Origin of the sequence: Pseudomonas sp. Irchel 3F6 (assembly GCF_900187595.1) — a bacterium.
GTDB lineage: Bacteria > Pseudomonadota > Gammaproteobacteria > Pseudomonadales > Pseudomonadaceae > Aquipseudomonas > Aquipseudomonas siliginis.
On the sequence record NZ_FYDP01000002.1, the window covers coordinates 80,750 to 107,434 of the forward strand.

At 61.6% G+C, this 26,685-nt stretch carries 18 protein-coding genes and 1 tRNA gene; 12 read left to right on the forward strand and 7 right to left on the reverse strand.

The window, feature by feature from the left end:
* The first annotated feature begins 51 nt into the window (after window positions 1-51).
* Both CKW30_RS06425 and CKW30_RS06430 read left to right on the forward strand, forming a co-directional pair.
* Window positions 52-127, forward strand: a tRNA-Thr gene (locus CKW30_RS06425).
* A gap of 229 nt (window positions 128-356) precedes the next feature.
* The gene (locus CKW30_RS06430; RefSeq protein WP_076565788.1) at window positions 357-656 is read left to right on the forward strand and encodes a DUF6388 family protein; all 300 of its coding nucleotides are present in this window, start codon (window positions 357-359) and stop codon (window positions 654-656) included.
* A gap of 131 nt (window positions 657-787) precedes the next feature.
* Here the strand turns inward: CKW30_RS06430 and nadC are convergent, their stop codons facing one another.
* Window positions 788-1,636, reverse strand: a complete 849-nt coding sequence (gene nadC / locus CKW30_RS06435) for a carboxylating nicotinate-nucleotide diphosphorylase (protein WP_095180351.1) — start codon at window positions 1,634-1,636, stop codon at window positions 788-790.
* A 266-nt stretch (window positions 1,637-1,902) separates the two neighbouring features.
* Between nadC and CKW30_RS06440 the strand changes: the two genes are divergently transcribed.
* From CKW30_RS06440 to CKW30_RS27835, 4 genes are all read left to right on the forward strand, one after another.
* A complete protein-coding gene (locus CKW30_RS06440; RefSeq protein WP_095180352.1) occupies window positions 1,903-4,080 on the forward strand; it encodes a DUF1631 domain-containing protein in 2,178 nt (725 codons plus the stop codon).
* 64 nt (window positions 4,081-4,144) lie between these two features.
* The gene (ampD, locus tag CKW30_RS06445; RefSeq protein ID WP_095180353.1) at window positions 4,145-4,705 is read left to right on the forward strand and encodes a 1,6-anhydro-N-acetylmuramyl-L-alanine amidase AmpD; all 561 of its coding nucleotides are present in this window, start codon (window positions 4,145-4,147) and stop codon (window positions 4,703-4,705) included.
* Window positions 4,702-5,541, forward strand: coding sequence for a regulatory signaling modulator protein AmpE (gene ampE, locus CKW30_RS06450; RefSeq protein ID WP_041477938.1), 840 nt, complete (start codon window positions 4,702-4,704; stop codon window positions 5,539-5,541). Before ampD ends, ampE begins: the two co-directional genes overlap by 4 nt.
* A gap of 1,592 nt (window positions 5,542-7,133) precedes the next feature.
* Window positions 7,134-7,823, forward strand: coding sequence for a methyl-accepting chemotaxis protein (locus CKW30_RS27835; protein ID WP_370695133.1), 690 nt, complete (start codon window positions 7,134-7,136; stop codon window positions 7,821-7,823).
* A 122-nt stretch (window positions 7,824-7,945) separates the two neighbouring features.
* Here the strand turns inward: CKW30_RS27835 and CKW30_RS06460 are convergent, their stop codons facing one another.
* Window positions 7,946-8,722 (reverse strand): TatD family hydrolase, encoded by a 777-nt coding sequence (locus CKW30_RS06460; protein ID WP_095180355.1) that lies wholly within the window; start codon window positions 8,720-8,722, stop codon window positions 7,946-7,948.
* A 3-nt stretch (window positions 8,723-8,725) separates the two neighbouring features.
* Window positions 8,726-9,721 carry a catabolite repressor/activator gene (cra, locus tag CKW30_RS06465; protein ID WP_016771742.1) on the reverse strand — a complete coding sequence of 332 codons (996 nt, stop codon included), beginning with the start codon at window positions 9,719-9,721 and terminating at the stop codon, window positions 8,726-8,728.
* A 305-nt stretch (window positions 9,722-10,026) separates the two neighbouring features.
* On the opposite strand from cra, the gene ptsP reads away from it, so the two are divergent.
* The 4 genes from ptsP to CKW30_RS06485 all read left to right on the forward strand — a co-directional run bounded on the left by ptsP (window position 10,027) and on the right by CKW30_RS06485 (window position 17,206).
* Window positions 10,027-12,888 carry a phosphoenolpyruvate--protein phosphotransferase gene (gene ptsP / locus CKW30_RS06470; protein ID WP_095180356.1) on the forward strand — a complete coding sequence of 954 codons (2,862 nt, stop codon included), beginning with the start codon at window positions 10,027-10,029 and terminating at the stop codon, window positions 12,886-12,888.
* Window positions 12,888-13,829: a 1-phosphofructokinase gene (gene pfkB, locus CKW30_RS06475; protein ID WP_095180357.1), complete on the forward strand. Its 942-nt coding sequence runs from the start codon at window positions 12,888-12,890 to the stop codon at window positions 13,827-13,829. Before ptsP ends, pfkB begins: the two co-directional genes overlap by 1 nt.
* An 11-nt stretch (window positions 13,830-13,840) precedes the next feature.
* Entirely contained in the window at window positions 13,841-15,574 is a 1,734-nt protein-coding gene (locus tag CKW30_RS06480) for a PTS fructose-like transporter subunit IIB (protein ID WP_095180358.1), read from the forward strand.
* Between the two features lie 90 nt (window positions 15,575-15,664).
* On the forward strand, window positions 15,665-17,206 hold the full coding sequence (locus CKW30_RS06485) for an alkaline phosphatase (protein ID WP_095180359.1): 1,542 nt from the start codon (window positions 15,665-15,667) through the stop codon (window positions 17,204-17,206).
* 466 nt (window positions 17,207-17,672) lie between these two features.
* Here the strand turns inward: CKW30_RS06485 and CKW30_RS06490 are convergent, their stop codons facing one another.
* The 3 genes from CKW30_RS06490 to CKW30_RS06500 all read right to left on the reverse strand — a co-directional run bounded on the left by CKW30_RS06490 (window position 17,673) and on the right by CKW30_RS06500 (window position 23,250).
* Window positions 17,673-18,041 (reverse strand): endonuclease domain-containing protein, encoded by a 369-nt coding sequence (locus CKW30_RS06490; RefSeq protein ID WP_095180360.1) that lies wholly within the window; start codon window positions 18,039-18,041, stop codon window positions 17,673-17,675.
* Window positions 18,042-18,164: 123 nt separating this feature from the next.
* Complete coding sequence (locus tag CKW30_RS06495) at window positions 18,165-20,693, reverse strand: sulfite reductase flavoprotein subunit alpha (RefSeq protein WP_095180860.1); 2,529 nt, start codon at window positions 20,691-20,693, stop codon at window positions 18,165-18,167.
* A gap of 235 nt (window positions 20,694-20,928) precedes the next feature.
* Complete coding sequence (locus tag CKW30_RS06500) at window positions 20,929-23,250, reverse strand: TonB-dependent siderophore receptor (RefSeq protein ID WP_095180361.1); 2,322 nt, start codon at window positions 23,248-23,250, stop codon at window positions 20,929-20,931.
* A 207-nt stretch (window positions 23,251-23,457) separates the two neighbouring features.
* Here CKW30_RS06500 and CKW30_RS06505 point away from each other — a divergent pair, with 207 nt between their 5' ends.
* Window positions 23,458-24,138, forward strand: coding sequence for a Fe2+-dependent dioxygenase (locus CKW30_RS06505; RefSeq protein WP_024011586.1), 681 nt, complete (start codon window positions 23,458-23,460; stop codon window positions 24,136-24,138).
* Entirely contained in the window at window positions 24,135-24,890 is a 756-nt protein-coding gene (locus tag CKW30_RS06510) for a tetratricopeptide repeat protein (protein ID WP_095180362.1), read from the forward strand. Before CKW30_RS06505 ends, CKW30_RS06510 begins: the two co-directional genes overlap by 4 nt.
* 300 nt (window positions 24,891-25,190) lie before the next feature.
* On the opposite strand, the gene CKW30_RS06515 is transcribed toward CKW30_RS06510, so the two are convergent.
* Complete coding sequence (locus tag CKW30_RS06515) at window positions 25,191-26,354, reverse strand: type III PLP-dependent enzyme (RefSeq protein WP_016771733.1); 1,164 nt, start codon at window positions 26,352-26,354, stop codon at window positions 25,191-25,193.
* Between the last annotated feature and the right edge of the window lie 331 nt (window positions 26,355-26,685).

The window sequence follows — 26,685 nt, forward strand, 5'->3', positions numbered from 1 at the left end:
ACAACCCACAAATTTGCCGCAGTTCGAGTCCGGTGCTAGGTTTAGCCCACCGCCCGTGTAGCTCAGCCGGTAGAGCAGCGCACTCGTAACGCGAAGGTCGCAGGTTCGATTCCTGTCTCGGGCACCAACTCCTCAGCGCGCCACATCGATTCATGTTCCGCAGGTCAGCTTTTTGTGCAAGAGATGTAAAGAGCCGTGTAATTCGTCATGCAAACGTCCTATATTCGGTGCCTGCATGAGCATCGCTTAGCAGTTTTCAGATGATCCCGAATGGTTCCGAAGGCCGGCCAGTCCGCGTCAGAGAGATCCTTGATGATCCAGATCCATCCTCCATTCCTAAGATCAGCGAGAACCCCATGACTGAATTGACCCAAGAGCAACGCCACGAACAAGCGCTGGAAAAATACCTTCTGGATGTGCCGGACCTTAAGGATGAGATCAAGGACCTGAGTCCCGATGATCAAAAAGACCAGATCCAGTGGGCCTTCGAAGATGAAGCCGAAGCGCAGGGCTTGCAGCCGTGGGAGCTGACCCTCAAGTACACGAGCACGCCGGAAGAGTTCGAGGCGCAGCGCCTCGTGCTGCACAAGGAAGCGGCGGAAGTCTTGGGTGTCGAGTGGGAAGAGTACTGCGAGATGAACAATCTCGTCGTTTAAAAGCAGCTACAAGTTTTAAGCTGCAAGCTACAAGTAAAAGCACAATCGCTCAGCTTGTAGCTTGTAGCTTGTAGCTTGTAGCTTGTAGCTTGTAGCTTGTAGCTTGTAGCTTGTAGCTTGTAGCTTGTAGCTCAGAGACTCAGTCGCATCGACAGATCCACCGCTTTGACATCCTTGGTCATCGCGCCGATCGAGATGTAATCCACGCCCGTTTCGGCGATCGGCAGCAGCGTGCTTTCGTTGATGCCGCCGCTGGCTTCCAGTTTCGCTTTGCCGGCGGTCAGGCGTACGGCTTCACGCATGTCGTCCAGGCTCAGTTCGTCGAGCATGATGATGTCGGCGCCGGCTTCCAGCGCTTGCTTCAATTCCTCAAGACTTTCCACTTCGATTTCCACCGGTTTGCCCGGGGCGATCTTGTGCGCGGCGGCCACGGCTTCGGCGATGCCACCACTGGCGGCGATGTGGTTTTCCTTGATCAGGAAGGCATCGTAGAGACCGATCCGGTGGTTGTGACAGCCGCCGCAGGTCACTGCGTATTTCTGCGCCATCCGCAGGCCCGGCAAGGTTTTGCGCGTGTCGAGCAACTTGACCTGCGTCTCGCCGACGAAGTCCGCCAGGTACTGCGCGCGCGTCGCTACGCCGGACAGCAACTGCAGGAAGTTCAACGCGCTGCGTTCACCGGTCAGCAGTGAGCGCGCCGGGCCTTCCAGGTGAAACAGCGGCTGATTGGCTTTGACCCGCTGGCCGTCGACCACTTGCCAATGCACGGCCACGCGCGGATCGAGCTGGCGAAACACCGCATCGACCCACGCGGTGCCGCAGATGACGGCGTCGTGACGGGTGATGATGGTGGCTTTGGCCAGGCGTTCGGCCGGGATCAGTTGCGCGGTGATGTCGCCGCTGCCGACGTCTTCGAGCAACGCACGGCGCACGTTGTTTTCGATTTCGGCGGTCAGATCGGCGAGACGTAGATTCGGCATAACGGACTCCACAAACAAAGTGCTTCGATTATAGGGGCAGGGCGCGAGCCAACCCAAGGCGAGAACGTTCGTGCCTGACGCATCTGGTCGATTTTCCTGCGCTGAGTGCGAGGTGTATGGCGTATAGGGGAAACCCTGAGGCCTATAGCATCGCTGGCCTGTTTTGCCAGATAATCCGCCTTGTATTTGACGTCATGGCTTTGACGAACGAGTCCAGTTGGGCAGTGTCAAAGCGACGAACCGAATCACCGTTCCAGGAGGCTTGGATGCGCAACGACGGGAAAGTGGTGCCTTTGCACCGGGCGACTGCCGATCTGGCGGACCACTCGCCGCTTGCCCGCTTGCCGGTGATTCTGCTGCAGGTTCGCGACAAGGCTGCGCAGCAGCTGCGCCACGATTTGCAGGAGCTGTTCGATAACGCCGACGACACGCTGTTCGAAATGGCCGACCGGGCGCGCAACGACGTCGATCAGAACATCTTTTTCGAAGCCATGCGCGACCTGCGCCTCAAACGCAAAAACATCGAGCGCGGCTTTCTGGAACTGTTCTTTGAAGCCTTCGCCGGCCTTACCCAATACGACCCCGCCGCCAACACACTGCCACGCACGCCGGTGGTCGAAGAGTCGGCGCCGCGCACCGATGCCATGGAGCGTACCGTCGCCGTGCAGACCATGGTCAGCCGTGTGCTCAAGCGCGACGGCTTCGCTCTCGATCAACTCACCGCACGCTTCAGCTCGATGCTCGGCAAGCGTCTGGACGATCAGCACAATCCGCTGAGTCCGGCCATGCTCTGCGAATATTTCCTGCAGGCCGGACGTAACCTCGGCGTCGAGATCAAGGTCAAGCTGATCCTGCTCAAGCTGTTCGAACGCTATGTGCTGGCTGACACCGAACAGTTGTATGGCGAGGCCAATCAGTTGTTGCTCGCCACCGGCGTGTTGCCACATCTGAAACCCGCCGTGGCTCGTCGCATGGTCGAGCCTGCGGACAGCGACACATTGATTGAAGATCTCGACGAGCCGCCAGCAGACGAAGGCATCGAGGAAGTGTTCGCAGCGATGCAGCAACTGCTAGCCCAGGTCCGCGGCCGCGTCACACCAACACTGGAGCCCGGCGCCCCCGCGCATCCGATCAACACCCGCGACCTGCTGCGGTTGTTGTCGCACTTGCAGCAATACGTACCGGCGCTGGAGGCTCAGGAAGATTTCGATCTGCGTCATCAGCTCGAACAGTTGCTGACCCGAGTCAGCGTCCGAAGTGGCCGCTCACGCATTGTCGCGACTGCCGACGAAGATGTGATCAACCTGATCGCCATGGTCTTCGACTGCATCCTCGACGATCGCAATGTGCCCGATGCGCTCAAGGCGCTGATCGGTCGATTGCAGATTCCGATGCTCAAGGTTGCGGTGCTGGACAAGAGTTTCTTCAGCCGCAGCACGCACCCGGCGCGGCGCCTGCTCAACGAAATCGCCGAGGCCGCAATGGGCTGGAGCGATTGCGACGGCGCTGAGCGCGACAACCTCTATGTGCGCATCGAGCAAGTGGTACAGCGCTTGCTCAGCGAGTTTGTCGACGACCCGGCGATCTTCTCCGAACTGCTCGCCGACTTCCTCGCCTTCACTCAGGAAGAGCGCCGCCGCACTGAACTGCTGGAACAACGCTTGCGGGACGCCGAGGAAGGCCGGGCGAAGGCCGAGCTGGCTCAGCGGCGTGTCGCGCAGGCGTTGCAACAGGCGCTACTGGGCAAAGTGCTGCCGGCGACGGTGGTCAGTTTCGTCCAGCAGGCCTGGAGCAAAGTGCTGTTGCTGACCTGCCTCAAGCACGGCGATCAGTCCGCCGAATGGCATGCCGATGTGCAGACCATGGAACAGTTGGTCTGGAGCGTGCAGCGCCATGACGACGGCGAATCCAGCCTGCGCCTGCTGGCACTGGTGCCGGGTTTGCTCAAGTCGCTGCGCGATGGCCTGAGCAGCACCGCGTTCGACCCGTTTGCCACCAGCGAATTTTTCAGCGAACTGGAGGCTCTGCACGTACGCGTGCTGGAACGTTCCGACGATGCCGAGCACAGCGCCATGCCGCTGATCGAAGTCACGCCCGAGGTCTTGCAGCACAGTGCCGGCCAGACGGCAGCGACCCCGGCGCCGCGCCTGGCGCAAGACGCTGCCGGTCTGTCTCAGGTCGAGCAGTTGCGTGTGGGCCACTGGGTGGTGTTCGACGCAGACGAGGAACAGACCTTGCGTTGCAAACTCGCCGCGATCATCAAAGAGACCGGCAAATATGTCTTCGTCGACCGCACTGGCATGAAAGTGCTGGAGCACAGCAGCACCGATCTGGCCCTGGCATTCAGCCGTGGCGTCGCGCGCGCACTGGATGACACCTTGCTGTTCGACCGCGCACTGGAATCGGTGCTGGGCGACCTGCGGCGACTCAATCGCGGCAAGTGATCGCGCGGTGAGGGTGGATCGCGGCATACTGGGCGCCCACATGGTCGGCGTTGAAGGAATCGGTATGCAGTTGGATCCCGCGAGCGGGTGGTGTCATGGCGTGCAGATCTGCCCGTCGCCCAACTTCAATGAGCGCCCGGCGGGCGAAGTGTCCCTGTTGGTCATCCACAACATCAGCCTGCCGCCGGCGCAATTCGCCACGGGCAAGGTGCAGGAATTTTTCCAGAATCGTCTGGATGTCACCGAACACCCGTACTTTGCAGGCATCGCTGACCTGCGCGTCTCGGCGCATTTTCTGATCGAACGTGACGGCAACGTCACCCAGTTTGTCTCCTGTCTGGAACGGGCGTGGCATGCCGGCGTTTCGATGTTCGAAGGCCGTGAAACCTGCAACGATTTTTCCGTGGGCATCGAGCTGGAAGGCACCGATGATCTGCCGTTCACCGACGAGCAATATCGCGCGTTGACTGCGCTGACCCGGCAGTTGCAGAAACGCTTTCCGGCGATCACCGATCAGCGCATCTGCGGCCACAGCGATATCGCGCCGGGGCGCAAGACCGATCCGGGACCGGCATTCGACTGGGCACGCTACCGCGCTGCCCTGGCAAAAGAGGAAGGACAATGAGTTTTCTGGTGTTACTGCTGGCGCTGTGGATCGAGAAGTTTTCGGCCCTGCGCCATCGGCTTCAACGCGACGGCGGATGGATCCGCGAACTGCACAAACTCGAAAACAGCAAACGGCTGGCCAGGCAACCGTGGCTGGTGCTGACGATTCTGGTGCTGTTCCCGGTGGCGTTGCTGGCGCTGTTGCTGCTGGTGCTGGAACCTGTGGCTTACGGTTTGCTGGCGTTGCCGGTGCATTTGCTGGTGGTGATCTACAGCCTCGGACGCGGCGATCTGCTCGGCGGCCTCGGCCCGTTCCGCGATGCCTGGCGCCGTGAGGATCTGCAAGCGGCGGCGCACGTCGCCAAGCGCGATCTGGATATCTGCGCCGACAACGGCGAGCAGTTGCTCGAGCGGGTGCAAGGGCATCTGCTGTGGCAGGCCTATCAGAGTTTCTTCGCGGTGATCTTCTGGTACTTCCTTCTCGGCCCCGTGGCGGCATTGGCCTATCGTTTGCTGGCGCTGGCCGAAGAGCACGGCTGCAATCCGGCGCTGGTCGAGCGTGCTGCGCAATTGCGTCACGCTTTCGATTGGGTGCCGGTGCGTTTGCTGGCGGCAAGTCTTGCGTTGGTCGGCAACTTCGTCGCGGTCAGCCGGGTGATGCTGCATGAGCTGCTCAACTGGAACATCAGCGCTGCGCAGTTGATCAACAAGGTCGGCCTGGCAGCCGGGGAAGTTCCACCGCCAGTGGTCGGCCCGGACGGCATCAACACCCTCGATTGCCTGTGGGAACTGCTGCTGCGTGCGGCGGTGCTGTGGTATGCCGGGTTTGCCTTGTGGACGGTTCTGGTTCACTGATTCGCTGATTTACAGAAAGATCAAAAGATCGCAGCCTTCGGCAGCTCCTACCTTGGAACGCATTTCCCTGTAGGAGCTGCCGAAGGCTGCGATCTTTTTGCTTTTGATTTGGCGATCACTGCATTGCCATTAACCTTAAGTTACAAAACCTCCCGCCGATTTACGCTATACAGAGATAGCGCCCGATAGTGGCTATCTGCTCTCGTCCCGCGCCAGCCAATAAAAACAAGAAAAACCAAGGGAGACTTCCAGTGAAGAGCTTGCTCTATCCCGCCGTCTCGCTGATGAACCGTCTGAGCTTCGGCATGAAGTTCAGCCTGATCAGCGTGCTGTTCCTGGTGCCGATGCTGGTGACCAATTTCTATCTGGTACGCGATTCCTATCGCGAATTTCAGGGCACACGCGTCGAATTGCAGAGCCTCGACCTGCTGGGCAGCAGCCTGAACCTGCGCCGGGATCTGGAGACCTTGAACAATCTGGTGCAGATCGACGTCACCCTCGGCCAGTCCGGCAAGGCCGGCAATGTCGAGGCGCAGATCCAGGCGCTGGAGCAAGCCGTGCTCGCGCGGCTCGAAGGGCTGACGGCGATGACCGAAGACCCCGAGCAGATCAAGCAATTCGAGGCCAAACGCGATGAAATGATCGCCGCGTTCAAGGCCCAGCAAGCGGAGAGCTCGCTGCAAAGCAAAAGCGCGTTGATCGGCAAGTTGCTGGCCAGTGCGCAGATTTTCAGCCAGATCATTACCAGTCAGGCCGGGTTGAGCCGCGACAACCAGAGCGACATTCGTCAGCTCAGCGAACTGGTTACGCTGATCACCCCCAGCGTCACGCAAACCCTCGGCGAAGGCCGGGCGATGGGTTCGTATTCGTTGGGCCAGGGCTTTCTCAACAGTTCCTCGAGCACGCGTTTCGACGAGTTGCTGGTGCAGATCGAAAAACTCCAGGCCGAGTACGCCCTGAAACTGCAAGACGCCCTCGGCTCCAGCAGCGCCGCACGCGAATCCCTCACTGCCCAGGCCGACACCAGCAAGGCTTCGCTCAAGCAGGCCAGCGAACTGTTCGAAGAGCAAGTGGTGATGGCCGACACCCTCGATGCGCCGTGGCAGGCATTCTACGATCAGGTCACCGGGCTGATGGAACACACGTACCAGCTCAATCAGGCCACGCTGAAATTCCTCGACAGCCAGTTGCAGCAGCGTCTGGCGCAGAACCGCACGCACATGATTCTGCAAGCCTCGGCGTTGTCGGTGGTGTTTGTGCTGATTTTCTATCTTTATGGCGGTTTCTACGCCTCGACCCGGACCACCCTGAAAAGCCTGGGCGCGATGATGGACAAGGTCGCGGCCGGTGACATGACCGTCAACTTCAAGGCCAGCAGCCGCGATGAACTGGGCGAGTTGGGCGAGGTGTTCAACGGTACGGTGAAGAAGATTCACGACTTGATCGAACGTGTCGGGCATACCGTGGGTGAGGTCGAGCGGCAGGCCGGGCAGGTGGAGAGCGTGTCGGCGCAGAGCAATCAGGCTGTTGCTGGGCAGCGCTCGCAGATCGAACAAGTGGCGACGGCGATGAACCAGATGTCGGCGACCTCAATGGAAGTCGCTCGCAGTGCCGCCGCTGCGGTGAGCAGCGCCCACAGCGTCAACGACGAAACCCTCAGCGGACGCGGGCTGGTGGAATCGCAGCAGGGCAGCATTGCCGCGCTGGCCAGCGAGATTGATCAGTCGGTGCTGGTGATCAATCAACTGGCCAGCGACAGCCAGTCGATCAGCCGTGTACTGGAAGTGATCAAGAGCATCGCCGAGCAGACCAACCTGCTAGCACTCAATGCGGCGATCGAAGCCGCGCGAGCCGGCGAGCAGGGGCGCGGTTTTGCCGTGGTCGCCGACGAAGTACGCACCTTGGCCAAACGCACCCAACAATCGACCGAAGAAATCGAGCAGATGATCGCCAAGCTGCACGGTGGCGTCGGCGCGGCGGTGAAGGCCATGGGCGTCAGCCATCAGATGGCCAACGGCACGGTGGGCCAGTCGGAGAAGGTCCAGCAGGCGCTGGAGAACATTCTTGGCGCGGTGGGCATGATCGTCGACCAGAACCAGCAGATCGCCGCTGCCGTCGAACAGCAGACCGCCGTGGCCCATGACATCGACCAGAACATCGTCGAAATCAACCGTGCCGGCGAACGCACAGCGCAAGGCGCGCACCAGACCGAAGATGCCAGCCGCGCGCTGTCGGCGCAGGTGGTTGAGCTCAAACAACTGATCAGCGCGTTTCGCGTCTGAATCCCACATCATCCCTCTGTAGGAGCTGACGAGTGCAACGAGGCTGCGATCTTTTGACTTTGCCTCTGAAGATCAAAAGATCGCAGCCTCGTTGCACTCGTCAGCTCCTACCCGGGTACGTGTTACCAGCCGAAGACTTCGCAGCAGTTGGCGGTGCTGGCGTTGGCCAGTTGTTCAGGCGTGATATTCATCAGCTCGGCCAGCGCCGCACAAATCGCCGGCAGATGCGCCGGGCTGTTGCGCTGGCCGGGGAACATGGCGGGGGCCATGTCCGGTGAGTCGGTTTCCAGCACCACCGATTGCAGCGGCAGTTCCGGCAGGACCCGATGCATGCGCAATGCCTGCGGCCAGGTCGGTGCGCCGCCGAGGCCCAGTTTGAAACCGAGCTTGAGGTATTCCCGCGCTTCCTCGCGGCTGCCGGCGAAGGCGTGGATGATGCCGGCGCGTTTGAGTTTGAAGCGCTTGAGCGTGGCGATCACTGCTGCATGGCTGCGGCGTACGTGGATCAGCGCCGGCAGCTCGAAGTCCGCCGCCAGTTGCAGCTGCGCTTCGAACAACGACTGTTGCCGCTCGCGATCGAGGTCTTCGAGGAAGTAATCCAGGCCTATCTCGCCCACCGCACACAACTGCCGATGCCCGCGCAGGCGTGTCAGCCAGTCACCCAGTGCGAGCAAATCCTCGGAGCGATGCTGATCGAGGAACACCGGGTGCAAACCGAACGCCGCATACAGGTCGGCATCGCTCTGCACCAGGTCCCACACCCGTTGCCAGTTGCCCTGATGCACGCCCAGCACGACGATGCGCCGCACGCCGAGGGCGCGGCTTTCGGCCAGCAACTCTGCGCGATCGGCGTCGAAGTCGGGGAAGTCGAGGTGGGTGTGGCTGTCGATCAGCTCCACGCTTCAGTCCCGATGAATACGCTGCTTGAAGGTCCGCGCAATGGCTTGCACGCCCGGTTGGTAGTCGTCCTGCTCGACGGCGGCCAGGGCCAGTTCCAGGGCCTTGTCGGCGATCAACTGGTGTTGCTGGGACATGGCGTTGACCGGCAACGGCAGGAAATCCAGCAACTGCGTGTCGCCGAACGTGCCCAAGCGCAGCGGCCGCGATTTCAGCGGGAAATCATGCAGCGCATCGAACACGCCCTGCAGCAGCACGTAGGAAGTGGTCACCAGCGCGTCAGGCAAATGCCCTAGACGCTGCAGGAGTTCTTCCATCAATTGCTTGCCGCACTCACGGCTGAACGACTCGGCGTGCTCGACCAGCACCTCACCTTTGAAATCTTTGAGCGCTGCGCGGAAACCGGCAGCACGCTCCTGGCTGATGCTCAGCTCCGGGCGTGCGCCTAGCAGCACGATCTGCTTTGGCTGCGGATCGAGCAGGCTCTGGGTCAGATGCAGGCTGGCCTCGCGGTCGTCGCTGATCACCGAGCAGAAATGCTCCGGTTCCATGACCCGGTCGATGGCGATGATCGGCAGACCCTTGGCCTGCAACTGGCGATAGCTGTCATCACCGGCCGGCAGGCAACTGGCAACGATCAGCGCATCGCATCGGCGCGCGCGGAACAGTTGCAGCAACTGCCGCTCGCTGTCCGGCGCATCGTCGGAACTGGCGATCAGCAATTGATAGCCGCGAGCTCGCGCGCCTTGTTCGAGCAACTTGGCGATCCGCGCGTAACTGGGGTTTTCCAGATCCGGCAGGATAAAGCCCAAGGTGCGCGTGTGCCGACTGCGCAGGCCAGCCGCTTGCGGATTGGGCGTGAAGCCGTGCAGATCGACCACCGCGCGCACGCGCTCGACGGTCGCGTTGCTGATGCGTTGCTGTTCGGCCTTGCCGTTGATGACGTAGCTGGCGGTGGTGACGGAGACGCCGGCCAACCGCGCGATATCACTGAGTTTCAACCCGGTATTTCCTTGTTTTTTCGAGCATGCCGCGACATTTTCGCCAATCCTACCCGATAAGGGCAGTCGACTTATTGCCTGGGCAGATCCGACCAGTTGGACTTCAAGGATGAGACATTATCGAGTAACGTGCCGATCAATCTAGATTAAACGTTTCAGCAAGCGTATTTTCTACGTTTTAGACGCCTTTGGCCGGTCCTGCCGTGAAACCGCCAAAACTGCCGCTGAAAAGCGCGGCAGAGCGCCTAAGCTGTGAACCATTCAAAACAATACCTGGCGTTGAACTGCGCCAAAAAGGAGATCGCATGCTCGAGCTCACTATAGAGCAGATATCCATGGGCCAGTCGGCCGTGGATAAACCCGCTGCCCTGCAATTGCTGGCCAGTCATCTGGTCGCCGATGGTCTGGTTGCCGACGGCTACCTCGCCGGCCTGCAGGCCCGGGAAGCCCAGGGCTCGACCTTTCTCGGTCAAGGCATCGCCATTCCCCACGGTACGCCGGAAACCCGCGATCAGGTATTCGCCACCGGCGTGCGCCTGATGCAGTTTCCCGACGGCGTCGATTGGGGCGATGGCCAGACCGTTTATCTGGCGATTGGCATCGCGGCGAAATCCGATGAACACCTGCGCCTGCTGCAACTGCTGACCCGCGCCCTCGGCGAGACCGATCTGGGCCAGGCCCTGCGTCGCGCCAGCTCGCCCGAAGCGCTGCTGAAGCTGCTGCAAGGCGCGCCGCAGGAACTGGCGCTCGATGCGCAGATGATCGGCCTCGGCGTGTCGGCCGACGATTTCGAAGAACTGGTCTGGCGCGGCGCCCGTCTGCTGCGTCAGGCCGATTGTGTGAGCAACGGCTTTGCCGGCGTGTTGCAGCAGGTTGAAGCGCTGCCACTGGGCGACGGCCTGTGGTGGCTGCACAGCGAGCAGACCGTGAAGCGTCCGGGACTGGCGTTCGTCACCCCGGACAAACCGATGCGCTACCTCGGCCAGCCGCTCAGCGGACTGTTCTGCCTGGCGAGTCTGGGCGAAGCGCATCAGGCGCTGCTCGAGCGTTTGTGCGCGTTGCTGATCGAAGGTCGCGGCCACGAACTGGGCCGCGCCACCAGCAGCCGCAAAGTCCTTGAAGTGCTCGGCGGTGAACTGCCGGCCGACTGGCCGAGTGCACGTATTGCCCTGGCCAATGCCCACGGTCTGCACGCACGACCAGCGAAGATTCTTGCGCAATTGGCGAAGAGTTTTGACGGCGAAATTCGCGTGCGCATCGTCGACAGCCAGGACAGCGCCGTGTCGGTGAAAAGCCTGAGCAAACTGCTCAGCCTCGGCGCCCGCCGCGGTCAGGTGCTGGAGCTGATTGCCGAACCGAGCATCGCCAGCGATGCCTTGCCGGCCTTGCTCGCGGCGATTGAAGAAGGCCTCGGTGAGGAAGTCGAGCCGCTGCCGGCCGTGAGTCAGCAGCGCGAAGTGATCGCCGACATCGCCGAAGTGCTGATCGCCCCGGCCTCCGGCAGCCTGTTGCAGGCGATTCCTGCCGCACCGGGCATCGCTATCGGCCCGGCGCACATTCAGGTGTTGCAAGCCATCGATTACCCGTTGCGCGGCGAATCTGCCGCGATCGAGCGCGAGCGCCTCAAGCAAGCTCTGAGCGACGTGCGCCGCGACATCCAAGGCTTGATCGAACGCAGCAAGGCCAAGGCGATTCGCGAGATTTTCATCACTCACCAGGAAATGCTCGACGACCCGGATCTGAGCGACGAAGTCGACACCCGCCTCAAGCAAGGCGAAAGCGCCGAAGCGGCGTGGATGGCAGTGATCGAAGCCGCCGCCAAACAGCAGGAATCGCTGCAGGACGCTTTGCTCGCCGAGCGTGCCGCCGATCTGCGCGACATCGGCCGTCGCGTGCTGGCGCAGCTATGTGGCGTGCAGACCGCGAACGAACCTGAGCAACCGTACATTCTGGTGATGGACGAAGTCGGCCCGTCCGATGTCGCGCGTCTGGATCCTGCGCGGGTTGCGGGGATTCTCACCGCGCGCGGCGGCGCTACCGCGCACAGCGCCATCGTCGCCCGTGCCCTCGGTATTCCAGCGCTGGTCGGCGCGGGTGCGGCGGTTCTGTTGCTCGAGCCGGGCACGCCGCTGTTGCTCGACGGTCAGCGTGGCCGTCTGCATGTCGACGCCGATGCCGCGACCCTCAAGCGTGCCGCCGAAGAACGAGACACCCGCGAGCAACGCCTGAAGATCGCCGCCGAACAGCGCCATCAACCAGCGCACACCACTGACGGCCACGCCGTAGAAGTGTTCGCCAACATCGGCGAAAGCGCTGGGGTGACCAGCGCGGTGGAGCAGGGCGCTGAAGGCATTGGTCTGCTGCGCACCGAACTGATTTTCATGGCCCACCCGCAGGCACCGGACGAGGCAACCCAGGAAGCCGAATACCGTCGCGTCCTCGATGGTCTGGCCGGACGGCCGCTGGTGGTGCGCACGCTGGACGTCGGCGGCGACAAACCGCTGCCGTATTGGCCGATCGCCAAGGAAGAAAACCCGTTCCTCGGCGTGCGCGGCATTCGCCTGACCCTGCAGCGGCCGCAGATCATGGAAGCGCAACTGCGCGCCTTGCTGCGCTCGGCCGACAATCGCCCATTGCGAATCATGTTCCCGATGGTCGGCAGCGTCGAAGAGTGGCGCCAGGCCCGTGACATGACCGAACGCCTGCGTCTGGAAATTCCAGTCGCCGACCTGCAACTGGGGATCATGATCGAGGTGCCGTCCGCCGCATTGCTTGCGCCGGTACTGGCCAAGGAAGTCGACTTCTTCAGCGTCGGCACCAACGACCTGACCCAATACACCCTGGCCATCGACCGTGGTCATCCGACGCTGTCTGCACAAGCGGACGGCTTGCACCCGGCGGTCCTGCAACTGATCGACATCACCGTGCGTGCCGCCCATGCCCATGGCAAATGGGTGGGTGTCTGCGGCGAGCTGGCGGCGGATCCGCTGGCGGTGCCGGTGCTGGTTGGCCTCGGTGTCGACGAGCTCAGCGTCTCCGGGCGCAGCATTGCCGAAGTCAAGGCGCGCATCCGTGAACTCAGCCTGCCCCAGGCGCAAACCCTCGCTCAACAGGCCCTGGCCGTGGGCAGCGCGAATGAAGTACGCGCATTAGTGGAGGCCCTGTAATGGCCAAGATTCTCACCCTGACCCTCAATCCGGCACTCGACCTCACCGTCGAGCTGTCACGGCTGGATGCCGGTCAGGTCAATCGCAGCGAGGAGATGCACACCCACGCTGCGGGCAAAGGCGTCAACGTCGCCCAAGTGCTGGCGGATCTCGGCCATCAGGTCACGGTCAGCGGCTTTCTCGGCGAAGACAATCTGCAAGCGTTCGAAACCCTGTTCGCCAAACGCGGTTTTATCGACGCGTTCATCCGCGTGCCGGGCGAGACGCGCAGCAACATCAAGGTCGCCGAACAGGACGGACGCATCACCGACATCAACGGCCCCGGCCCGGTGGTCGATGCAACGGCGCAGCAAGCCTTGCTTGATCGCTTGCTGCAGATCGCACCGGGGCACGATGCGGTGGTGGTCGCCGGCAGTCTGCCGCGTGGCGTCACTGCGCAATGGTTGCGCGAGCTGATTGAACGGCTGAACGCGCTCGGCTTGAAAGTCGCCCTTGATTCCAGCGGTGAGGCTTTGCGCGCCGCGTTGCAGGCCAGCCCCTGGCTGATCAAACCGAACACCGAAGAATTGGCCCACGCCCTCGGCTGCGAAGTGGTGTCGCCGATCGCCGAAGCACAAGCGGCCGCACGTTTGCATGCGCAAGGCATCGAGCACGTGGTGATCTCTCACGGCGCTGACGGGGTCAACTGGTTCAGTGTCGGCTCGGCCCTGCATGCCTCGCCGCCGAAAGTCAGCGTGGCCAGCACGGTCGGTGCCGGCGATTCCTTGCTGGCTGGCATGCTCCACGGTTTGCTCAGTGCTGATACGCCGGAGCAAACCCTGCGCACCGCTACCGCGATCGCGGCGATGGCGGTGACCCAGATCGGTTTTGGCATCAACGACGCTGCGCAACTGGCGCAGCTCGAACAGGGCGTGCGCGTGCGCCCCCTGACAGAACAATAAGAGGGTTTGTCATGAAGTTAGCCATTGTTACGGCTTGCCCGAACGGCATGGTCACCAGTGTGCTGTGCGCGCGCCTGCTCGATGCAGCGGCGCAGCGCCAGGGCTGGAGCACCAGCGTTGAAGTGGTCGATCCGGCGCACCCGGAACGCGAATTGTCGGCGGCGACCATCGAAGCCGCCGAGTGGGTGTTGCTGGTCACCACTGGCGCGGTGGACATGAGTCGCTTCGTCGGCAAGCGCGTGTTCCAGATCGCTCCGGCGCAGGCGCTGCAGGATGTCGAAGCGGTACTGCGTCGCGGTGCTGAAGAAGCCGAAGTCTACGTGGCCAGCGCAGTCGAACCGGCGATTGACGCGCCACGTGCGCCGCGCATCGTCGCCATCACGGCCTGCCCGACCGGCGTCGCCCACACCTTCATGGCCGCCGAAGCGTTGCAGCAGACCGCCAAGCGTCTGGGCTATGAATTGCAGGTCGAAACCCAAGGCTCGGTCGGCGCGAAAACCCCGCTCAGCGCAACGGCCATCGCCGAGGCTGACGTGGTACTGCTGGCGGCGGATATCGACGTCGCTACCGAGCGTTTCGCTGGCAAGAAAATCTATCGCTGCGGCACGGGCGTTGCGCTGAAGCAGTCTGAAGCGACTTTGAAAAAAGCCTTGGCCGAAGGCGCTGTCGAAAGTGCGGCAAGCGACGGCAAGGCCCCGGCCAAGTCCGAGAAAACCGGCGTCTACAAGCACCTGCTCACGGGTGTGTCGTACATGCTGCCAATGGTGGTGGCGGGTGGTTTGCTGATCGCATTGTCGTTCGTGTTCGGCATCACCGCGTACAAGGAAGAAGGCACGCTGGCGGCGGCGCTGATGCAGATCGGCGGCGACACCGCGTTCAAGCTGATGGTGCCGTTACTCGCCGGTTACATCGCCTACTCGATCGCCGATCGCCCGGGCCTTGCGCCGGGGATGATCGGCGGTTTGCTCGCAGGCACTCTGGGCGCCGGATTCATCGGCGGGATCATTGCCGGTTTCATTGCCGGTTACGCCGCCAAAGCCATCGCCCGCTATGTGAAGTTGCCGCAGAGCCTGGAAGCGCTGAAGCCGATTCTGATCATCCCGTTGCTGGCCAGTCTGGTGACCGGCCTGGTGATGATTTACGTGGTCGGCAAACCGGTCGCCGGCATGCTCGCCGCGCTCACCCAGTTCCTCGACAGCATGGGCACCACCAACGCAATTCTGCTCGGCGTGCTGCTCGGCGGCATGATGTGCGTCGACCTCGGCGGGCCGATCAACAAGGCTGCCTATGCGTTTTCGGTGGGGCTGCTGGCCTCGCAGAGTTACGCACCGATGGCCGCGACCATGGCCGCCGGCATGGTGCCGCCGATTGGCTTGGGCATCGCCACCTTCATTGCCCGGCGCAAGTTCGCGCAGACCGAGCGCGAGGCCGGCAAAGCAGCGTTCGTGCTGGGCCTGTGCTTTATCTCGGAAGGGGCGATTCCGTTTGCCGCGAAAGATCCGCTGCGGGTGATTCCGGCGAGCATCGCTGGCGGCGCGCTGACCGGTGCCTTGTCGATGTACTTCGGCTGCAAACTGATGGCGCCGCACGGTGGCTTGTTCGTGCTGGCGATCCCCAATGCGATCAACCATGCGCTGCTGTATCTGCTGGCGATTGTCGCGGGGAGCCTGGTCACGGCGGTGGTGTATGCGCTGCTCAAACGGCCTGAGGCTGTCGAGCTACCGCTGGAGCCCGCCAAGGCCTGACCGACAACACCAAATCCCTGTGGGAGTCTGCATTGTCATAGCGGATTCATACACCCGTGCTTAAGTTTTCCCTTTTGCAGGGAGAACACCATGAGCGATTTCAATCTCGGTCGGCGTCGCGTCATGCAAGCGGTTGGCGCCGGGCTGTTGCTGCCGGGGCTGGCGCCGGCGGTGATTGCCTCGGTCAAGGATCGTCCGCAGCTCACCGACGGCGTGCAGTCCGGCGACCTGCTCGGCGACCGCGCGATGATCTGGAGCCGCAGCGATCGCCCGGCGCGCATGGTGGTGGAGTGGGACACCGGCAGCCTGTTCGGCAACCCGCGCAAATTCGTCTCGCCACTGGCCGATGCGCGCAGCGATTTCACCGCCCGCGTCGAACTCACCGGCCTGCCGGCCAACCAGGCGATTTTCTATCGCGTGCACTTCGAAGATGCCCAGAGCGGCGTCGCCAGCGAACCGTGGTTCGGCCATCTGCGCAGCGTGCCAACGACAAAACGCGACATCCGTTTTGTCTGGAGCGGTGACACCGTCGGCCAAGGCTTCGGGATCAACCCGGACATCGGCGGCATGCGCATCTACGAAGCCATGCGCCTGCGCCTGCCGGACTTCTTTATTCACAGCGGCGACACCATCTACGCCGACGGCCCGGTGCCCGCGCAACTGACCACAGAAAGCGGGCGCATCTGGCGCAATGTCACCACTGAAGCCAAAAGCAAAGTCGCGCAGACCCTTGACGATTATCGCGGCAACTATCGCTACAACCTGATGGACGAAAACATCCGCCGCTTCAACGCCGAGGTGCCGCAGATCTGGCAGTGGGACGACCACGAAGTGGTCAACAACTGGTCGCCGGGCAAGCAGCTGGATGAACGCTATCAGGAGAAAGATATCCACAAGCTGGTCGGCCGCGCGCGGCAGGCGTGGCTGGAATATGCGCCGATGCGTTTGCAAGCGGCGGACGGCGGCGGGCGCATTTATCGCAAGCTCAGTTACGGGCCGATGCTCGACGTATTCGTGCTGGATATGCGCAGCTATCGCGAAGCCAACGACGACAACCTGGGCGCGGCAAAACCGTTTCTCGGCCGCGAGCAGCTGGACTGGCTCAAGCGTGAATTGCAGGCATCGACGGCGCAGTGGAAAGTCATCGCCGCCGACATGCCCATCGGCCTTGGCGTGCCGGACGGCGAGGTCAGTGCGGGCGTTGCGCGTTGGGAAGCCGTGGCCAACGGCGACCCCGGCCCGGCGCAGGGGCGAGAGCTGGAAATCGCCGAGCTGCTCGGATTTTTACGTGCGCAGCAGGTGCGCAATTTCGTGTTTCTGACGGCGGACGTGCACTACTGCGCGGCGCATCACTATCATCCGGACCGCGCGGCGTTTCAGGATTTCGAACCGTTCTGGGAATTTGTCGCCGGACCGTTGAACGCCGGCAGTTTCGGGCCGAACCCACTGGACAAGACGTTTGGCCCAGAGGTGGTGTTCGAGAAAGCACCGCCCGCACAGAACACCTCGCCGTTTGCCGGGTTTCAGTTTTTTGGCGAGGTGAATATCGAAGGGCAGAGCGGGGAGATGAGTGTGGTGTTGCGGGATCTGGATGGGGTAGCAGTGTTTGAGCAGAAGTTGCAGCCTGTTTAATCACGCTGGATCAAAAGCCCCTCACCCCACCCCTCTCCCGGAGGGAGAGGGAGCCGACCGAGGTGTCTTGCTTCATGCATCGACCTGGAAGACCGAGGTGATTGTGGCTTTGGATTCAGTGAAGAATGCTCAGGTCGGCGTCGATTTCAAGCATCACCCAATCAGTCACCTCTCCCTCTGGGAGGGAGAGGGCCGACCGAGGTGTCTTGCGTCATGCATCGACCTGGAAGACCGAGGTGATTGTGGCTTTGGATTCAGTGAAGAACGCTCAGGTCGGCGTCGATTTCAAGCATCACCCAATCAGTCACCTCGCCCTCTGGGAGGGAGAGGGCCGACCGAGGTGTCTTGCGTCATGCATCGACCTGGAAGACCTAGGTGATTATGGCTTTGGATTCAGTGAAGAACGCTCAGGTCGGCGTCGATCTCGAGCATCCCCCAATCAGTCCCCTCTCCCTCTGGGAGAGGGCTAGGGTGAGGGCATTTTCCGCTCTGCCGCAATTCTGATGATCTGCTCCAACACATCATCCATCTGCTGAAGCACCTCAAGATTGCTGAATCGCACAACGTCGATGCCTTGTTGAGACAGGAAGTTCGACCGGCGCCGATCGTGAACCACCCCGGCCGTCTCATAATGCTGGCCACCATCCAGCTCAATCGCCAATCTCAACTCCACACAATAGAAATCCAGCACAAACGGCGGACATGGAAACTGTCGGCGAAATTTCAGGTTGGCTATCTGCCGGGAACGCAGGCGCTGCCAGAGCAGGTGTTCGCAATCTGTCTGGTCGGTGCGCAAGTGGCGGGCGAATTGGGCGAGGGTAGGGCGGCTTGGCATGGCTTCACGGTCCTTGTGAAGTTGAGTGGAGATTTAACAGTAGCCCATTTCCCTCATCGGAACGCCGCCCGCCCAGCCCTCTCCCAGAGGGAGAGGGCTAGGGTGAGGGGCTTTTCGCAGGCGTTAGTAAACATCCCGGCGGTAGCGGCCCTGTTCGATCAGGCGTTCGACTTCGGCGCTGCCGAGGATATCGTTGAGCGCCTGGTCTACGCCTGAGGCCATCCCTTGAAGGCTGCCGCAGATATAAATGACGGCACCACCAGCCAACCACTTCTTCAGTTCATCCGCCGACTCACGCAAGCGATCCTGCACATAAACCTTCTCAGCCTGATCCCGCGAAAACGCCAGATCCAGCCGCGCCAGATCGCCATTGACCAGCCATTCCTCCAGCTCGGCGCGGCACAGGAAGTCGTGCTCGAGGTTGCGCTCGCCGAACAGCAGCCACTGCCGTTGCTGACCATCGGCAATGCGTGCCTTGAGCAAACTGCGCAGGCCGGCGAGGCCTGTGCCGTTGCCCAGCAGGATCATCGGCACGGGCTCGTTCGGCAGATGGAAACCGCTGTTGCGCCGCACGCGCAAGCTGATACTGCCGCCCACAGGCGCATGCTCGGTGAGCCAGCCGGAGCCTATGCCGAGGCTGCCGTCGCTGTGCTGTTCCTGACGCACGATCAGCTCCAGCACGCCGTCAGCGGCAATCGAGGCAATGGAGTACTCGCGCATGGCCAGCGGCACCATCGCGTCGACCAGCGACTGCGCATGCAGGCCGACCAGATGCGCGCGGTGTTCGGGCAGTTGGCGTGAGGCGAGGGCCACTTCCAGTGGTTCGTCGATGCCGTTGACCTTCACCGGTGTTTCGCCACGGATGCCGAGGCCGTCGAGGAAATGTTCGATCGCCCACGGGCAATTGCGTGGCAGCACTTCGACCAGGTCACCGGCCAGCCAGCTGCGGGTGTCCGGGGCTTTGAGGCCGAGCAGATAGACCGGCGCGCCGCTGCTGTCGGGGTTCATCAGTTCGCGACGGACCAGCGTCCAGTTGTCGTAGCTGGGTGCTTGCCAGGTTTCGCTCGGCGCCTGTCCGGTGAGCTGGCCGAGTTGCGTTTGCCAGTGACGCAGCGCGTAGGGATCGGCGCTGTCGACCTCCACCGGGGCGAACAGCGTCTTGCCGCCGTGCTCGCCGAGCCATTGATGCAAGCGTTTGGCGAAGCCACAGAAGTGCGCGTACTGCCGATCGCCGAGGCCGAGCACGGCGTAGTTGAGGCTGTCGAGTGTCGAGGCCTTGGCCAGCACTTTGCGCTCGAAACCACGGGCGCTGTCCGGTGCTTCGCCGTCGCCGAAGGTGCTGACCACGAACAATGCGTTGTTCGACTCACGCAGATCCTGTTCGCTCAGATTGGCCAGCGGCTGCACGTTGACCGGCAGCCCGGCGGTCTGCAATTGCCCGGCGGTCTGCCACGCCAATTGTTCGGCGAAACCACTTTGACTGGCGAAACCGATCAGCCAGGCCGAAGCCTCGGCGGACGGTTGCGCGAGGCCTTGGCGGGCATCCTTGATCTGCTTTTTCTTGCGCCGACGGTCCAGATACAGCAGCCAGCCAGTGATGAAAAACAGCGGCATGCACACCGCCGCGATCGTCACGATGATGCGCCCGACAAGGCCGAAATAGCTGCCCACGTGCAGCGCATAAATGCTGGTCAGCAGTTGGGCCTTGAAGCTTTTGTCGGCATAGCGGTCGACGCGTTTGACCACGCCGGTGGCCGGGTCGAGGGTGATCTGGTTCAGCGCGCGGTCATGGGGCGAGCTGTCGAGCAGGTAGAACACCGTCGCCGGCTGGCCGGCCACCGCCGGCATGCGAATGTTGTACGCGGCCAGACCCGGGCCGGCAGCGCTGTAGATGCTGCTCCACATCGCTGCGTAGTCGGCGGTCGGTGCCGGGCCTTCCGGCGCCGGGCCGCGACCGCCGCGCACGCGTTCGTTTTGCGGCGCGTCGGAAAGCAGTCGGGTCAGGCCCTTGTTGTACCACTCGTACGACCATGACAAGCCGGTCAACGCCAGCAGCAGATAGACCAAAAGGCACCAGGTACCGGCCACCGAGTGCAGATCCCAATTGAACGCGCGGCCCTTCTTTTTCCAGTCCAGGGTCAACCACACGCGCCAGCTGTTCCACTGGCGTGGCCAGCGCAGATACAGGCCGGAGAGGCAGAAGAACAACAGCATCAAGGTGCAGGCGCCGGTGATGTTGCGCCCGGTGTCGCCCATGGCGAGAAAACGGTGCAGTTGCAACATCAGGCCGAAGAAGTCCTGGCCGGTGGCATCGCCCTTGAACTCGGCGGTGTACGGGTCGAAGTAGCGCATTTCGCCACGTCGTTCGCCCTTGGGCGGGGTGAAGAACACCCGTGCGGCGTGACCACTGTCGGTCTCGACCCAGAGCATCGCGACTTTCTTGCCGGACGCGGCTTCGATGCGTTCCACCAGTTCCACTGGCGGCAGCACGCCGGCGACCTGTTTTTCCACCTGCAGAACGGACGGATTGAGCGCGCGCAGGATCTCGTCCTGAAACGAATAGGCCGCGCCGGTGATGCCCATCAGAGCCAGCACCAGCCCTGCGGTGATGCCAAAAAACCAGTGCAACTGGAACAGGGTTTTCTTCAACACGTCACTCGCCGTCCGTTCGGAAATTGTCATCACGGCGCGCATTATGCCGTGGGTTATCAAGAAGCGTTTTGCGTAACACACGAAAGCCCCGTTCAACTGAATGAACGGGGCCGAGCCTCGCGGCGCATTCCCTGTGGGAGCGAGCCTGCTCGCGAAAGCGGTGTGTCAGTCAGCATCAATGTTGCTGAAAGATTGCCTTCGCGAGCAGGCTCGCTCCCACAGGTATTCACATTGGTCAGAAGTGGAAATTGGTGCTCAACAGCGCCGTGCGTCCCGCCGCCTGATTGGCGAAGTGGGTCGAGAAGGCTTTGTCGTAATAGGTTTCGTCGGTCAGGTTCTGCACGTTGAGTTGCAGGTCGACGTTCTTGGTCAGCTTGTAGGCCGCCATCGCGTCGTAACGCACGTACGAATCGACCATCGTGGTGTTGGCGACACTGCCGTAGACGTCGTCGACGTAGAACGCGCCACCACCGATCGTCAGCTTTGGCGTGACCTGGTACGTGGTCCACAGGCTGGCGCTGTTTTTCGGTGTGTTCGGCAGATCGTTGCCGTCGTTGGCGCGACCCAGCGGGCCGCCATCAACCTGTTCGCTGTCCATGAAGGCGTAACCGGCGAAGACTTGCCATTTGTCGGTGATCTTGCCGCTGGCCGACAGTTCGAAGCCTTGCACGCGGGTCTTGCCGGCGTTCTCGTAGGAACTGGTATCGACTTGCACGCGAGCGTTTTCCTTCTCGGTGCGGAAGATGTCGGCGGTCAGCGACAGGCGATCATTGAGCAGATCCCACTTGGTGCCGATCTCGTAGTTCTTGGTGGTTTCCGGCTCCATGTCGCTGCTCAGCAGGTTGCCGCTGCGATCCGGTGTGCCGCCCAGCGGGTTGCCTTCCTGACCTTCGCCCAAGGTGTTCCCCGGCGGTGTCGCCGAGGTCGCATAAGAGGCATAGATGCTGCCGTTTTCCGCCGGCTTGTAGACCACGCCGAACTGGCCGGTGACGAATTCGCTGGTGTCATCACCCTTGGAGGTGGTGGTGCCTGCGGCGTTGTAGGTCTTGTAGTCGGTGTCGAAGTGGTCGTAGCGCAGGCCCATGTTCACCAGCCATTGCTCGGACAACTCCAGCGTGTCGAACACGTAGAGCGCGTAGGTGTCGGCCTGGGTGTCGGTACCGGCGTAGTTACGCGAGATCGCGCCGTTCCACGGATCGTTCGGGTTCGGGTTCGACAGCGAGGTGCAGTTGTAACCGCTCGAAGCGCCAATCATCGCCGGTGTGCAGTTGCTGCTGGAAGGCACATTGGTCGTACGCGGCGTGGTGTCGGTGTTGACGTTGTACGAGGATTTCTCGCTCTGCTCACGGGTGTATTCAACACCGGTGGAGAAGCTGTTCTTGAAACCGGCCACGTAGAAGGTGCCGAACAGGTCGGTCTGGTTGGTGGTGGTTTCGGTGTTGCTCACCCGCGTGTTGGCCCGACGCCAGACGCTGCCGTTGTTGACGTTGCCCTTGCTGTCGTCCGGCTGGGTGAGGATGTAATCCTGCATGCTGCTGCCGTGGCGCAGGGTGTTCTTGATGGTCAGCGCATCATTGAGGTCGTGCTCGATGGCGAAGGTCGCGGTGTCGGTGCGGCCCTTGCGGAAGTCACGATCCAGACCATAGAAGTTGTCGTGATCGCCACCGGCGTACGGCTTGTCCGGATTGGACTTGGTGCGTGCGGCCGAACCACCGGTTGGGATGGTGTACGGGATGCCCGAGTCCGGGGTGTCGTTGCTTTCCAGATGGTAGTAGTCGAGGTTTACACGGGTATCGGTGCCCAGGCCGAAGGCCAGCGACGGCGCGATGCCCCAACGGTCGTAATCGACCTTGTCGCGACCGGCGACGTTGCTCTCGTGGCTCATCAGGTTGAGACGGCCGGCAGCGCTGTCGCTGAACTGATAGTTGCCGTCGAGGGTGTAGCGCTGGGTCTGGTCGGAGCCGTAGGTGAAGCCGCCGTCGAACGAGTTGCCCAGATGGGCTTTCTTGCTCACCAGGTTGATGCTGCCGCCGGCGGCGCCGCGACCGCCAATCGCCGAGTTCGGGCCTTTGCTGACTTCGATGTTTTCCACGGCGAAGATTTCGCGGCTCTGCGAACCGGTGTCGCGCACGCCGTCCAGGTAAGTGTCACCCTGAGCATCGAAGCCGCGAATGAATGGACGGTCGCCCTGCGGGTTGCCGCCTTCACCGGCACCGAAGGTAATGCCCGGCACGGTACGCAGGGCGTCCTGCATATTCAGCGCGCCGGTGTCCTTGAGCACTTGCTGCGGGATGACGGTGACCGAGCGCGGCGTGTCGACCAGCGGTGCGGTGTACTTGGGCGAGGAGGCTTTTTCGACCTGATAGGAGGTCGAGTCCTGGGCTTCACCAGTGATGGCGGTGGCATCCAGGGCAATGGCGTTGCCGGAAGTTTTGCTCTCGGTTTTTTCCGCCGCGAAGACCATCTGCCCAGCCGAGCCGGCGGTGATTGCGACACCGATTGCCGAGGCGAGCAGACGTGGTGAACTGACCGGTAATTGTGCGTGTTGACGTGCCATTTTTATTCCCCTCCCCAAGGATTTGAGGCGGCGGAATATAGGGTAAACAGGTATTCGTATCAATTGCGAAACATTGTTATTCGCATTGAATTTACATTCTTTACAATTTGCCCTTACGGTTTCTGCCCGTTCATTCGTCTTGCGGGTTTTACACGGTCAATAAGAATCAATACCATTGCCGCCTTCTTGCCATCAGGTGACATCGCCATGCTGCTGCACATTCCCGGGCTGTTCGCAAAAGATGAAGTGCAGCGCATCCGCCAGGCACTGGAGCAAGCGGATTGGGCCGACGGCAAGATCACCGCCGGCTTCCAGTCGGCCAAGGCCAAGCACAATCTGCAACTGCCCGAAGGCCACCCGCTGGCCAAGGAAATCGGCGCGGCGATGCTCGAGCGGCTGTGGAAGAATCCGCTGTTCATGTCTGCCGCACTGCCGCACAAAGTCTTCCCACCGCTAGTGAACTGCTACACGGCCGGCGGCAGTTTCGATTTTCACATCGACAACGCCGTGCGCCAGCCCAAGGGCAGCATCGAGCGGGTGCGCACCGATTTGTCGGCTACGCTGTTTTTCAGCGAGCCGGAAGATTACGACGGCGGCGAGCTGGAGATTCAGGACACCTACGGCACCCAGCGCGTGAAGCTGCCGGCCGGCGACATGGTGTTGTATCCGGGCACCAGTTTGCACAAGGTCAATGCGGTCACACGTGGTGCGCGTTATGCCTCGTTTTTCTGGACGCAAAGCCTGGTGCGCGAAGACAGCCAGCGCGCGTTGCTGTTCGAAATGGACGGGGCGATTCAGCAGCTGACCCAGGACGTTCCCGATCACCCTTCGCTGATCCGCCTCACTGGCACTTATCACAACTTGCTGCGGCGCTGGGTCGAGGTATGAGTTTCCAGTTGCGCCGCGAGGAAGTTCTCGATGCAGCCGGGTTGGCGGCAATGCTTGAAGAAAGCCCGGCCCGCGCTGCGCAGGCGATTTTGCTGGCGGCGGGCGAGGGCGAGGTTGAAGCGCAGGCGCTGCTTGGGCAGATCCTGCTGGACGGTCAGGGCATCGCGCAGGATCAACCGCTTGCATTGCGCTGGTTCGGCATCGCCGCCGGTCGCGGGCATCTGATGGCGCGCAACATGCTCGGGCGTTGTCATGAGCATGGTTGGGGTTGTGCGGCGGATGCCTCGGTCGCGGCGCAGCATTATCGAATCGCTGCCGAGGCGGGGCTGGACTGGGCGATGTACAACCTGGCCAATCTACTGGCCACCGGGCGCGGGGTGACGGTTGATCATCAGCATGCGCTGGCGTTGTATCGGCGCGCGGCTGAGTTGGGTCACGCGAAATCGATGAATCTGCTGGGGCGCTATCTGGAGGAAGGGCAGGTGTGTCCGGCGGATCCGCTGGCGGCGCGTGACTGGTATCGGCGTTCGGCTGAGGGAGGGGATTTTCGTGGGCAGTTCAGTTTCGCTGCAGTTTTAGCGGATGAGGGGCGGATTGATGAAGCGGTTGTTTGGCTTGAGAAAGCCTTGGCCGGGGGCAATCTGAATTTCCTGCGGGTGGCGAGTGAAACGCTGTTAAGTGCTACAGATCCAAAAATCCAGGGGATGGCTGCTCGGTTCTCGCTTCGCTATGCAGAATTGCAGCGCGTCTGAATTCGCAAGCCCTCACCCTAACCCTCTCCCGGAGGGAGAGGGGACTGATTGGGGGATGTTTAAGAGGTACGCCGACCTGAAAGTGCTTTGCCGAATCCATAATCGACTCGATCCTTCTGGTCGGTGCATGATGCGCTACACCTCGGTCGGCTCCCTCTCCCTTGGGAGAGGGCTGGGGTGAGGGGCCTCGGTTTCAAGTACCCCGCAAAACTTCAAGTCGAACGCACAGACACAAAAAAGCCCATGACACGTCATGGGCTTTTCACTTGCAGCTTGCAGCTCGAAACTTGCCGCTGCCTCTTAAACGTAAAACGACTTCAGCGGCGGGAAGCCATTGAACTCGACCGCGCTGTAGCTGGTGGTGTACGCACCGGTCGACAACCAGTACAAACGATCACCAATCGCCAGGTTCAGCGGCAGGCCATACTTGTAGTTCTCATACATGATGTCGGCGCTGTCGCAGGTCGGGCCGGCGATCACGACTTCTTCCATCTCGCCTTTCTTCTCGGTCCAGATCGGGAACTTGATCGCTTCGTCCATGGTTTCGATCAGGCCGGAGAACTTGCCCACATCGGTATACACCCAACGCTCGACAGCAGTGCGCGATTTGCGCGCAACCAGTACCACTTCGCTGACCAGGATACCGGCGTTGGCAATCAGCGAACGGCCCGGCTCGAGGATGATTTCCGGCAGGTCGTCACCGAAATCTTCCTTGAGGAAGCGAATAATCTCTTCGGCGTAGGTTTCCAGGCTGTTGGTGCGGGTGATGTAGTTGGCCGGGAAGCCGCCGCCCATGTTGATCAGCTTCAGGTGAATGCCGTCTTCTTCTTTCAGGCGTTCGAAGATCACTTTGACCTTGGCGATCGCCGCGTCCCAGACACTGATGTCGCGCTGTTGCGAGCCGACGTGGAACGAGATGCCGTACGGCACCAGACCGAGGTCGCGAGCGAGGATCAGCAAGTCCATGGCCATGTCGGTCTGGCAGCCGAACTTGCGCGACAGCGGCCAGTCAGCAGTGGTCGAGCCTTCAGTGAGGATGCGCACATAGACTTTCGAACCCGGTGCAGCCTTGGCGATGTTGCGCAGGTCGGCTTCCGAGTCGGTGGAGAACAGACGCACGCCCTTCTCATAGAAGTAGCGGATGTCCTTGGATTTCTTGATGGTGTTGCCGTAGCTGATACGGTCCGGGCTGACGCCGCGATCCATGACTTTGTCCAGCTCGTAGATCGAGGCGATATCGAAGCTCGAACCCTTGTCTTTGAGCAGGTCGATGATCTCGACGGCCGGGTTGGCCTTGACCGCGTAGTAGACCTTGGCGAATTCGAAACCGGCGCGCAGGTCATCGTAGGCCTGGGCGATCATCGCGGTGTCGATCACCACGAACGGGGTTTCCTGTTTGTCGGCGAACGCCTTCATTTTGTCGAATGTAGCGCGCGCGAAATAGTCTTCGACCTGGATCGACATGCTGGGTGCTCCTATGGGCAAACTCGTAAAAACAATGGGTGCATGAACGCCCTCCGTATCCCCACTTTGGTTCGCCTACTTCCCAAGGCATTGCCGCCGAAAGCAAAAAGGCCATCCAGATCGCTTGAGAGCTACTGCGCTTGACAATCCTGCGTTGGGAAGAGGCTCGGAATGCTCATTTACAACCAGTAAACTCCGCTTCCTCGCCTCTTCCCGCCTTGTCTTGTCTGCGCTCGCTACGCTCTCAAACGATCTGGACCAAATGTCCCTTGGCCTTGCTGTCTCGTCGTCAGTACTTGAGCCGGATGGATCGTTTCCAGCATGGACGTTC

Excerpts from the sequence above, each read along its gene's own strand:
- CKW30_RS06480 (WP_095180358.1), top strand. The coding sequence starts at position 13,841 with ATGAAGTTAGCCATTGTTACGGCTTGCCCGAACGGCATGGTCACCAGT.
- CKW30_RS06490 (WP_095180360.1), bottom strand. The coding sequence starts at position 18,041 with ATGCCAAGCCGCCCTACCCTCGCCCAATTCGCCCGCCACTTGCGCACC.
- CKW30_RS06485 (WP_095180359.1), top strand. The coding sequence starts at position 15,665 with ATGAGCGATTTCAATCTCGGTCGGCGTCGCGTCATGCAAGCGGTTGGC.
- CKW30_RS06515 (WP_016771733.1), bottom strand. The coding sequence starts at position 26,354 with ATGTCGATCCAGGTCGAAGACTATTTCGCGCGCGCTACATTCGACAAA.
- pfkB (WP_095180357.1), top strand. The coding sequence starts at position 12,888 with ATGGCCAAGATTCTCACCCTGACCCTCAATCCGGCACTCGACCTCACC.
- CKW30_RS06430 (WP_076565788.1), top strand. The coding sequence starts at position 357 with ATGACTGAATTGACCCAAGAGCAACGCCACGAACAAGCGCTGGAAAAA.
- CKW30_RS27835 (WP_370695133.1), top strand. The coding sequence starts at position 7,134 with ATGGAAGTCGCTCGCAGTGCCGCCGCTGCGGTGAGCAGCGCCCACAGC.
- ampE (WP_041477938.1), top strand. The coding sequence starts at position 4,702 with ATGAGTTTTCTGGTGTTACTGCTGGCGCTGTGGATCGAGAAGTTTTCG.
- ptsP (WP_095180356.1), top strand. The coding sequence starts at position 10,027 with ATGCTCGAGCTCACTATAGAGCAGATATCCATGGGCCAGTCGGCCGTG.
- nadC (WP_095180351.1), bottom strand. The coding sequence starts at position 1,636 with ATGCCGAATCTACGTCTCGCCGATCTGACCGCCGAAATCGAAAACAAC.
- CKW30_RS06500 (WP_095180361.1), bottom strand. The coding sequence starts at position 23,250 with ATGGCACGTCAACACGCACAATTACCGGTCAGTTCACCACGTCTGCTC.
- CKW30_RS06505 (WP_024011586.1), top strand. The coding sequence starts at position 23,458 with ATGCTGCTGCACATTCCCGGGCTGTTCGCAAAAGATGAAGTGCAGCGC.
- CKW30_RS06440 (WP_095180352.1), top strand. The coding sequence starts at position 1,903 with ATGCGCAACGACGGGAAAGTGGTGCCTTTGCACCGGGCGACTGCCGAT.
- ampD (WP_095180353.1), top strand. The coding sequence starts at position 4,145 with ATGCAGTTGGATCCCGCGAGCGGGTGGTGTCATGGCGTGCAGATCTGC.
- CKW30_RS06510 (WP_095180362.1), top strand. The coding sequence starts at position 24,135 with ATGAGTTTCCAGTTGCGCCGCGAGGAAGTTCTCGATGCAGCCGGGTTG.